Origin of the sequence: Pontibacillus sp. HN14 (assembly GCF_021129245.1) — a bacterium.
Lineage (GTDB): Bacteria > Bacillota > Bacilli > Bacillales > BH030062 > Pontibacillus.
Genome location: NZ_JAJOLR010000011.1, coordinates 16983 through 25943 on the forward strand (window position 1 = coordinate 16983; position 8961 = coordinate 25943).

Sequence of the window (8961 nt, forward strand, 5' to 3'; positions counted from 1 at the left end):
CCTCCTCTTATACGTTATTTGATCGTTATACTTCTTTTACCGTCACTAGGTGAGATACTTTGTTCGCCATACCACGTACAGCTGGAGTATCTTCGTGAACTACGGTTTGGCGAATTTTCTTAAGACCAAGCGCCTTTACAGTAGAGCGCTGTGGTTCTGGTCTGCCAATCACACTGCGAGTGAGGGTAATTTCTAATTTTTTAGACATATGATTTCCCTCCTTATCCTAACAGTTCTTCTACAGACTTTCCACGAAGTTTCGCAACGTCTTCTGCACGCTTAAGTTCGCTAAGTCCGTTTAGTGTAGCACGTACCATGTTAATTGGTGTGTTTGAACCTAATGATTTAGATAGGATGTCACCTACACCTGCAAGCTCAAGTACCGCACGTACGGGTCCACCTGCGATAACTCCTGTACCTTCTGCAGCAGGTTTCATAAGGATGTTTCCAGCACCGAAACGTCCGTTGATTTCGTGTGGAATTGTAGTACCAACTGTTGGTACAGTGATTAGATTTTTCTTCGCATCTTCAATTGCTTTACGAATCGCTTCTGGAACCTCTTGGGCTTTACCAGTACCGAATCCAACATGACCATTTTTGTCTCCTACTACAACCAATGCAGCAAAACGGAAGCGGCGTCCACCTTTAACAACCTTTGCAACACGGTTGACAGTAACAACGCGTTCTTCTAGATCTAATTTGTTAGGATCTACTACGTTTGTACTCATTTCTGTCCCTCCTTTTACTATTAAAATTCTAGTCCTGCTTCGCGAGCAGCGTCAGCTAGAGCTTTCACACGTCCGTGATATAAATAACCTCCGCGGTCGAATACAATAGTAGAAACGCCATTGTTCTTCGCACGATCAGCTACCATTTGACCAACTTTTGTCGCAGCTTCAACGTTTCCAGTAGTTTCAAGATTGAACTCGTTATCTACTGTAGAAGCGCTAGCTAGTGTAACACCATTTACATCATCAATAATTTGAGCGTAAATGTGTTTGTTTGAACGATAAACGTTTAAACGTGGACGTTCCGGAGTACCAGCTACTTTTTTACGCACACGTGCATGTCTTCTCTTACGCACAGCATTTTTGTCAGCTTTTGTGATCATTCAGGTCACTCCTTTCTGTTCCCTAACGAAACTTATTTAGCAGTCTTACCTTCTTTACGACGAACTTGTTCGCCTTCGTAACGGATACCTTTACCTTTGTAAGGTTCCGGTGGGCGGATAGCGCGGATATTTGCAGCAACAGCGCCAACTAGTTCTTTATCGATACCTTTAATAGTTACTTTTGTGTTAGATGGTACTTCGATTTCAATACCTTCACGCTTTTCTACCTCAACTGGGTGAGAGTAACCAGCGTTAATGATAATTTTTTCACCTTGCTTCTGCGCACGGTAACCTACACCTTGGATTTCAAGGCTCTTTTCGAAACCTTTAGAAACACCTTCAACCATGTTTCCGATAAGACTACGAGTGGTACCATGTAAAGAACGATGTTCTTTGTTATCGCTTGGGCGAGCAACGCTTAAAATATTGTCTTCAATGCTGATCGTCATGTCTGGATGGAAAGTACGAGTTAATTCACCTTTAGGGCCTTTAACTGTAACTTCGTCCCCATTCATGCTGATTTCAACACCTTCAGGGATTTGTAGTTGTTTTAAACCTACGCGGGACATACTGTGCACCTCCTGTCATTCAATTGTTTATTACCAAACGTAAGCAAGCACTTCGCCGCCAATAGCTTGTTGGCGTGCTTCCTTGTCCGTTAAAACACCATTTGAAGTAGATACGACTGCTACTCCAAGACCGTTTAATACGCGTGGAAGCTCATCAGCTTTCGCGTAAACACGAAGACCAGGTTTACTGATTCGTTTTAATCCAGTGATAACACGCTCGTTGTTAGCACCGTACTTAAGGAAAATACGTAAGATTCCTTGTTTATCGTCTTCAACCATTTCGTAATCACGAACGAAGCCTTCACGTTTAAGAATGTCCGCAACTTCTTTTTTTAGCTTAGAAGCAGGTACTTCAAGCTTCTCGTGACGTACCATGTTCGCATTACGAATGCGAGTTAGCATATCTGCAATTGGATCTGTCATGACCATTTTAGATTACCTCCTTCCCTAATTGGGGATTACCAGCTTGCTTTTTTGACACCAGGAATTTGACCTTTGTATGCAAGTTCACGGAAACAAATTCGGCAAAGCTTAAATTTACGTAGTACAGAATGTGGGCGACCACAACGTTCGCAACGTGTGTACTCTTGTACTTTAAACTTTTGTTTACGCTGTTGTTTCGCGATCATTGATTTTTTAGCCACAATTTTCCCTCCTTATTAAAGCTTGAGTAGCTTATTTCTGGAAAGGCATACCGAATTGAGTTAGTAATTCGCTCGCTTCTTCGTCATTGTTAGCAGTTGTAACAATAACAATGTCCATTCCGCGTACTTTGCTTACTTTATCATAATTGATCTCTGGGAAAATTAATTGCTCTTTAACACCTAGAGTGTAGTTACCGCGACCGTCAAACGCTTTGTTTGAGATACCGCGGAAGTCACGTACTCGTGGTAAAGAAACAGCGATTAATTTTTGTAGGAATTGATACATACGCTCACCACGAAGGGTTACTTTCGCGCCAATCGGCATTCCTTCACGTAGACGGAAACCAGCAATTGATTTCTTCGCTTTTGTGATTAGTGGTTTTTGACCAGAGATTAATTCTAACTCTTCAACAGCGTTGTCTAACGCTTTTGCGTTTTGTACTGCGTCACCAACACCCATGTTAATGATGATCTTTTCGACCTTCGGTACTTCCATCACAGAGTCATATTCGAATTTATTCATCAAGCTTGATACGATCTCATCTTGATATTGTTGTTTAAGTTGATTCATCACGTAGCCCTCCTTTCATCGCTATTTATTTATCTAAAGCTTCACCTGATTTTTTAGCGATACGAACTTTCTTTCCATCACGCACTTCATAACCGACGCGTGTAGCATCACCTGATTTAGGGTCAACTGGTAAAACGTTCGACACATGAATCGGTGCTTCTTGGCTTAGGATACCGCCCTGAGGGTTGTCTTGTGATGGCTTCGCATGTTTTTTAACAACATTTACGCCTTCAACAAGGACACGCTCTTTTTTCGGGTAAGCTTCTAGGATCGTTCCCTGCTTGCCTTTATCCTTACCAGTGATCACCATGACTTTGTCACCTTTTTTTACATGCATTGTTGTGGCACCTCCTTACAAGGCAATAGTTCGAGTATTTATAATACTTCTGGCGCAAGTGATACAATCTTCATGAATTTCTTATCACGAAGTTCACGTGCAACAGGTCCGAAAATACGAGTACCACGTGGGCCTTTGTCATCACGGATGATTACTGCAGCATTTTCATCGAAACGGATATAAGATCCATCTTTACGGCGAACACCGCTCTTTGTACGTACGATAACCGCGCGTACTACTTCACCTTTTTTGACAACGCCTCCTGGTGTTGCTTGTTTCACTGAACAAACAATAATATCACCAATATTGGCAGTCTTACGGCCAGATCCACCTAATACTTTAATGGTTTGAACTTCACGAGCACCAGAGTTGTCTGCAACTTTTAAAGAAGTTTCCTGTTGAATCATACGGTTGTTACCTCCCTTCGGGTTTCATCCCCTACGAACAATATTAGATAATAACTGATTCTTCAACGATTTCAACTAAACGGAAACGTTTGCTAGCGGATAGCGGACGAGTTTCCATAATTTTAACGACATCGCCAAGTTTTGCAGCATTTTGCTCGTCGTGAGTTTTGAATTTCTTAGAATATTTAACACGTTTACCATATAGTTGGTGGAATTTGTACGTTTCAACTAATACAGTAATCGTTTTGTCCATTTTATCTGAAACAACACGGCCAGTGTAAACCTTACGATTATTGCGTTCACTCATTTGAGGCTAACCTCCTCTCGATTATCGATTATTTAGCGCCTAGCTCTCTTTCGCGAACAACGGTTTTCATACTCGCGATTGACTTACGTACTTGACGGATGCGAGCAGTGTTTTCAAGTTGACCAGTTGCTAGCTGGAAGCGTAGGTTAAATAGCTCTTCTTTAAGAGACGTAACTTTTTGTTCAATTTCGGCAGTGGTTAGTTCTCTGATTTCATTAGCCTTCATTGATCTCACCACCAATTTCTTCACGTTTTACAAACTTCGTTTTGATCGGCAGTTTGTGAGAAGCAAGACGTAATGCTTCACGTGCTACTTCTTCTGAAACTCCAGCAATTTCAAACATGATCTTGCCTGGCTTCGTAACTGCTACCCAACCTTCAGGTGCACCTTTACCGGAACCCATACGTACTTCTAGGGGCTTCGCTGTGTAAGGCTTATCTGGGAAGATTTTAATCCATACTTTACCGCCACGTTTCATGTAACGAGTCATTGCAATACGTGCTGCCTCGATTTGACGGCTTGTAATACGTGCTGGTTCTACAGCCTGTAGTCCGAATTCACCGAATGCTACTGATGTACCGCCTTTTGCACGGCCAGCTAAGCTATCACGGTGCTGCTTACGATATTTTACGCGTTTTGGCATTAACATTATGCTTTTCCCCCTTCCTTAGTTTCGTTTTGATGGAAGGACTTCTCCACGGTAGATCCACACTTTGACACCTAACTTACCGTAAGTTGTGTCAGCTTCTGCAGTACCGTAATCGATGTCTGCGCGAAGTGTGTGTAGTGGTACAGTACCTTCACTGTAAGATTCTGCGCGAGCAATGTCTGCTCCGCCTAGACGACCAGATACCTGAGTACGAATTCCTTTCGCTCCTCCACGCATAGCACGTTGGATAGTTTGTTTCTGAGCGCGACGGAATGATACACGGTTTTCTAGTTGACGTGCAATATTTTCAGCAACTAATGTTGCATTTAAATCAGCTTTCTTCACTTCAACGATGTTGATGTGAACACGTTTGCCAGATAGATCATTTAGAGATTTACGAAGTGCTTCAACCTCAGAACCACCTTTACCAATTACCATACCTGGCTTCGCAGTGTGGATAGTAACGTTAACGCGGTTCGCAGCACGTTCGATTTCAATAGTAGATACAGAAGCATCTTGTAGACGCTGTTCTACATATTCACGAATCTTAATGTCTTCATGAAGTAAATCTGCATAGTCTTTGCCAGCGTACCATTTTGACTCCCAGTCACGAATGACACCAATACGCAGACCTACTGGATTAACTTTTTGACCCACTGATTATCCCTCCTTCTTTTCTGATACAACGACCGTGATATGACTAGTACGTTTGTTGATCTGACTTGCGCGTCCCATCGCACGTGGACGGAAACGTTTAAGAGTTACGCCTTCGTTAACAAAAGCTTCAGATACTACTAGACTATCCGGGTCCATTTCATTGTTATGCTCCGCATTTGCAATAGCAGAGTTTAGTACTTTTTCAATCTCTGGTGAAGCTCCGCGCTCTGTGTGACGCAGAATTGCAATTGCTTCCCCAACCTTTTTTCCTCGAATTAAATCAATAACCAAACGAGCTTTACGAGGAGCAATACGAACGGATTTCGCAACGGCTTTGGCTTGCATCTTGTGTGCCTCCTCTCATTTAGCGTTTTGTTTTCTTATCATCGCCACTGTGGCCTTTGAACGTACGTGTTGGTGCGAATTCACCAAGTTTGTGGCCTACCATGTCTTCTGTAACATATACAGGTACATGTTTGCGTCCATCATAAATTGCGATAGTATGACCCACAAAGTTAGGGAAGATAGTAGAACGACGAGACCAAGTTTTAATAACCTGATGTTGTCCGCTCTCATTCAATCCTTCAACTTTTTTCATTAAATGATCATCAACGAAAGGTCCCTTTTTTAGGCTACGACCCATGCATAAACCTCCCTTCGTGATTGACAGTCGAGCTAATTCACCCGACGTCTATCCCGATTATTTTTTACGACGACGTACGATATATTTATCAGACGACTTGTTGCGTTTGCGTGTTTTCTTGCCAAGTGTAGGTTTACCCCATGGTGACATTGGAGATGGAAGACCGATTGGAGCGCGTCCTTCACCACCACCGTGTGGGTGATCTACTGGGTTCATAACAGAACCACGAACTGTTGGGCGGATACCTTTCCAACGAGAACGACCAGCTTTACCTACGTTGATAAGTTCATGCTCAAGGTTACCTACTTGACCTACTGTAGCACGGCAAGTACCAAGAACTAAGCGAACTTCACCAGATTTAAGACGTACTAGAGTGTACTTACCTTCACGTCCAAGAATTTGTGCTGAAGCACCAGCTGAACGTGCGATTTGTCCACCGCGTCCTGGTTTAAGTTCAATGTTGTGAACTGTTGTACCAACTGGGATGTCTTGAAGTGTAAGAGCGTTACCTACTTTAATGTCTGCTTCAGAACCTGAAATGATTTGAGTTCCTACTTGAAGACCTTTAGGAGCTAGGATATAACGCTTTTCACCATCCACGTAGTTGATTAGAGCAATGTTAGCGGAACGGTTAGGATCGTACTCAACTGTAGCAACGCGTCCTGGTATTCCATCTTTGTCGCGTTTGAAGTCGATAATACGGTATTGACGCTTATGACCGCCGCCTTGATGACGAACTGTTAACCGACCTTGGTTGTTACGTCCACCTTTTCCGTGTAGTGGAGTTAGCAAGGATTTTTCTGGTTGATCAGTAGTGATCTCAGCGAAATCAGAACCTGACATGCTGCGACGACCGTTTGTAGTTGGTCTAAACTTTTTAATCGCCATCTTTATTTCCCTCCTTTATTTATCAATTTTTATTTAAGCACCTTCGAAGAATTCAAGGTCTTGGCTTTCTGGAGTTAACTTAACGACTGCTTTTTTGCGGTCGGCACGGTAACCTCCATAACGTCCCATACGCTTGAATTTACCATTAAGGTTCATAGTGTTTACTTTTTCAACTTTAACACCAAAGATAACTTCGATCGCTTCTTTGATTTCAGTTTTATTAGCTTTTGGGCTAACTTCAAACGTGTATTTTTTCTCAGCCATTAGATCCGCAGATCTTTCTGTAATTACAGGGCGCTTAATAATATCACGTGGGTTCTTCATTATGCAAGCACCTCCCCTGCTTTTTCAGCTGCATCCTTAGTTAAGATCAGCTTGTCATGCGTTAACAAGTCAAGTACGTTAACTTGTTCAACAGTTAGTACCTTAACATCTTGAATGTTATTAGCTGATAGTACTACGTTCTCTTCAACGTTAGCTGTAACGATGATCGCTTTTTCAGCATCTAGCCCTTTAAGCATGTTAACAACTTCTTTAGTTTTAGGAGCTTCAAGAGAAAGACTCTCTAGAACGATAAGGTCGTTGTCAGCAGCTTTTTGAGAAAGAGCAGATTTTAAAGCTAAACGACGAACTTTCTTAGGTAGTTTGTAGCTGTAGCTACGTAGTGTAGGACCAAATACTGTTCCTCCACCTACCCATTGTGGTGAACGGATTGAACCTTGACGCGCACGTCCAGTTCCTTTTTGACGCCATGGTTTGCGTCCTCCGCCACTTACTTCAGAGCGATTTTTAACTAAATGAGTACCTTGACGTAATGAAGAGCGTTGCATTAAAACAGCTTCGTTCATTACATGTGTGTTTGGCTCAATACCAAAAACGGACTCATTCAACTCAACATCGCCTACTTGAGAACCGCTTTGGTTAAATAGTGCTACTTTAGGCATGACATATCCTCCCTTCGTATTGTATTAGTTAGCCTTATTTGCACTTGTGATTTTCACGTAAGACTTCTTCGCACCAGGTACGTTACCTTTGATAAGAAGTAGGTTGCGTTCTTCGTCAACCTTAACTACTTCAAGGTTTTTGATAGTAACTTGTTCGCCACCCATTTGACCTGGAAGAGCCATACCTTTGAATACGTGTCCTGGATCCATTTGACCCATAGAACCTGGACGACGGTGGTAACGAGAACCGTGAGTTTCAGGTCCGCGACCTTGGTTGTGGCGCTTGATAGCACCCTGGAAGCCTTTACCCTTCGAAATACCAGTAACGTTAATTACATCACCAGCTGCAAATACGTTTACAGAAACCTCTTGACCTAAGTCGTAGTCTTCAAGGTTTGCATCACGGAATTCACGAACGAAGCGCTTAGGAGCAGCCTCTGCTTTACCAGCATGGCCTTTCTCAGCTTTGTTAGCTAGTTTATCTCGTTTGTCCGCAAAACCGATTTGTACAGCTTCATAACCGTCATTCTCAGCAGTTTTCTTCTGTAGCACGACGTTTTGGTCAGCTTCAACTACTGTTACTGGTACTAGTTCGCCAGTTTCATCGAAAAGCTGTGTCATGCCGATCTTACGACCTAAGATTCCTTTCGTCATCCGTCACACCTCCTATTTATTCATATAGTTTATAATTTAATTTCGATGTCCACACCAGATGGTAAATCTAAACGCATTAGCGAGTCAACCGTTTGTGGTGTTGGATTTACGATGTCGATTAGACGTTTGTGTGTACGCATTTCAAATTGCTCACGAGCATCTTTGTATTTGTGTACCGCACGAAGCACTGTGTAGATGGAACGCTCTGTCGGAAGCGGGATTGGACCAGATACATTAGCACCTGAACGCTTTGCAGTGTCCACAATCTTTTCAGCGGATTGATCTAGAATACGGTGATCATACGCCTTTAAACGAATACGAATCTTCTCTTTTGCCATTATTTTCCCTCCTTTTTCGCCTATTTTAGTAACAGACATTCTCCACGAAAATTTAACCTGAACTACCCGCCATGGCAAAGGGGCCGGGTGTTTCAGCAACCTTTCGCTTCATCGCCTTTTATGACCAACATTATTCATTATAATAAATAATGGGCTCGAATGCAATAACAAAATGTATTTTCATATGTGATCGCACTTTTTATATTATACAAAGGTATGTCCTTCTTTTCAAGGGGGCATA

General features: G+C 42.4%; 20 protein-coding genes. All 20 read right to left on the minus strand.

Translation table 11 applies throughout. The features are described 5' to 3' along the window. Positions 1 to 25 precede the first annotated feature (25 nt). From rpmD to rpsJ, 20 genes are read right to left on the minus strand one after another with little or no spacing between them, the layout of a single operon-like run. Positions 26 to 208: a 50S ribosomal protein L30 gene (gene rpmD / locus LQ226_RS20050; RefSeq protein WP_231419819.1), complete on the minus strand. Its 183-nt coding sequence runs from the start codon at positions 206 to 208 to the stop codon at positions 26 to 28. A 13-nt stretch (positions 209 to 221) separates the two neighbouring features. Further along, positions 222 to 728 (minus strand): 30S ribosomal protein S5, encoded by a 507-nt coding sequence (gene rpsE, locus LQ226_RS20055; protein WP_231419820.1) that lies wholly within the window; start codon positions 726 to 728, stop codon positions 222 to 224. 20 nt (positions 729 to 748) lie between these two features. Further along, positions 749 to 1111, minus strand: coding sequence for a 50S ribosomal protein L18 (rplR, locus tag LQ226_RS20060; RefSeq protein ID WP_231419821.1), 363 nt, complete (start codon positions 1109 to 1111; stop codon positions 749 to 751). A gap of 32 nt (positions 1112 to 1143) precedes the next feature. Continuing rightward, positions 1144 to 1680: a 50S ribosomal protein L6 gene (rplF, locus tag LQ226_RS20065; protein WP_231419822.1), complete on the minus strand. Its 537-nt coding sequence runs from the start codon at positions 1678 to 1680 to the stop codon at positions 1144 to 1146. Between the two features lie 30 nt (positions 1681 to 1710). Continuing rightward, a complete protein-coding gene (gene rpsH, locus LQ226_RS20070) occupies positions 1711 to 2109 on the minus strand; it encodes a 30S ribosomal protein S8 (protein WP_036787748.1) in 399 nt (132 codons plus the stop codon). A 29-nt stretch (positions 2110 to 2138) separates the two neighbouring features. Then, the gene (rpsN, locus tag LQ226_RS20075) at positions 2139 to 2324 is read right to left on the minus strand and encodes a 30S ribosomal protein S14 (RefSeq protein ID WP_036787751.1); all 186 of its coding nucleotides are present in this window, start codon (positions 2322 to 2324) and stop codon (positions 2139 to 2141) included. Positions 2325 to 2355: 31 nt separating this feature from the next. Then, positions 2356 to 2895 (minus strand): 50S ribosomal protein L5, encoded by a 540-nt coding sequence (rplE, locus tag LQ226_RS20080; RefSeq protein WP_036787754.1) that lies wholly within the window; start codon positions 2893 to 2895, stop codon positions 2356 to 2358. 25 nt (positions 2896 to 2920) lie between these two features. Continuing rightward, positions 2921 to 3232, minus strand: coding sequence for a 50S ribosomal protein L24 (gene rplX, locus LQ226_RS20085; protein WP_231419823.1), 312 nt, complete (start codon positions 3230 to 3232; stop codon positions 2921 to 2923). A gap of 38 nt (positions 3233 to 3270) precedes the next feature. Beyond that, the gene (rplN, locus tag LQ226_RS20090; protein WP_036787758.1) at positions 3271 to 3639 is read right to left on the minus strand and encodes a 50S ribosomal protein L14; all 369 of its coding nucleotides are present in this window, start codon (positions 3637 to 3639) and stop codon (positions 3271 to 3273) included. A 43-nt stretch (positions 3640 to 3682) separates the two neighbouring features. Next, positions 3683 to 3946, minus strand: a complete 264-nt coding sequence (gene rpsQ / locus LQ226_RS20095) for a 30S ribosomal protein S17 (protein ID WP_036787760.1) — start codon at positions 3944 to 3946, stop codon at positions 3683 to 3685. 28 nt (positions 3947 to 3974) lie between these two features. After that, a complete protein-coding gene (gene rpmC / locus LQ226_RS20100; RefSeq protein WP_036787762.1) occupies positions 3975 to 4172 on the minus strand; it encodes a 50S ribosomal protein L29 in 198 nt (65 codons plus the stop codon). Beyond that, positions 4162 to 4596, minus strand: coding sequence for a 50S ribosomal protein L16 (gene rplP, locus LQ226_RS20105; RefSeq protein WP_231419824.1), 435 nt, complete (start codon positions 4594 to 4596; stop codon positions 4162 to 4164). The genes rpmC and rplP overlap by 11 nt, the downstream gene beginning before the upstream one ends. An 18-nt stretch (positions 4597 to 4614) precedes the next feature. Continuing rightward, positions 4615 to 5253, minus strand: a complete 639-nt coding sequence (rpsC, locus tag LQ226_RS20110; protein WP_231419825.1) for a 30S ribosomal protein S3 — start codon at positions 5251 to 5253, stop codon at positions 4615 to 4617. Positions 5254 to 5256: 3 nt separating this feature from the next. Then, positions 5257 to 5598, minus strand: coding sequence for a 50S ribosomal protein L22 (gene rplV / locus LQ226_RS20115; RefSeq protein ID WP_231419826.1), 342 nt, complete (start codon positions 5596 to 5598; stop codon positions 5257 to 5259). Between the two features lie 19 nt (positions 5599 to 5617). Then, positions 5618 to 5896, minus strand: coding sequence for a 30S ribosomal protein S19 (gene rpsS / locus LQ226_RS20120; RefSeq protein ID WP_036787770.1), 279 nt, complete (start codon positions 5894 to 5896; stop codon positions 5618 to 5620). A gap of 57 nt (positions 5897 to 5953) precedes the next feature. Beyond that, a complete protein-coding gene (gene rplB, locus LQ226_RS20125) occupies positions 5954 to 6784 on the minus strand; it encodes a 50S ribosomal protein L2 (RefSeq protein WP_231419827.1) in 831 nt (276 codons plus the stop codon). 33 nt (positions 6785 to 6817) lie between these two features. Next, positions 6818 to 7108 carry a 50S ribosomal protein L23 gene (gene rplW, locus LQ226_RS20130; RefSeq protein WP_231419828.1) on the minus strand — a complete coding sequence of 97 codons (291 nt, stop codon included), beginning with the start codon at positions 7106 to 7108 and terminating at the stop codon, positions 6818 to 6820. Beyond that, the gene (gene rplD, locus LQ226_RS20135; protein ID WP_231419829.1) at positions 7108 to 7728 is read right to left on the minus strand and encodes a 50S ribosomal protein L4; all 621 of its coding nucleotides are present in this window, start codon (positions 7726 to 7728) and stop codon (positions 7108 to 7110) included. Before rplD ends, rplW begins: the two co-directional genes overlap by 1 nt. A 24-nt stretch (positions 7729 to 7752) precedes the next feature. Continuing rightward, the gene (gene rplC, locus LQ226_RS20140; protein ID WP_231419830.1) at positions 7753 to 8382 is read right to left on the minus strand and encodes a 50S ribosomal protein L3; all 630 of its coding nucleotides are present in this window, start codon (positions 8380 to 8382) and stop codon (positions 7753 to 7755) included. A gap of 29 nt (positions 8383 to 8411) precedes the next feature. Beyond that, positions 8412 to 8720, minus strand: coding sequence for a 30S ribosomal protein S10 (gene rpsJ, locus LQ226_RS20145; protein WP_036787781.1), 309 nt, complete (start codon positions 8718 to 8720; stop codon positions 8412 to 8414). Positions 8721 to 8961: the final 241 nt, after the last annotated feature.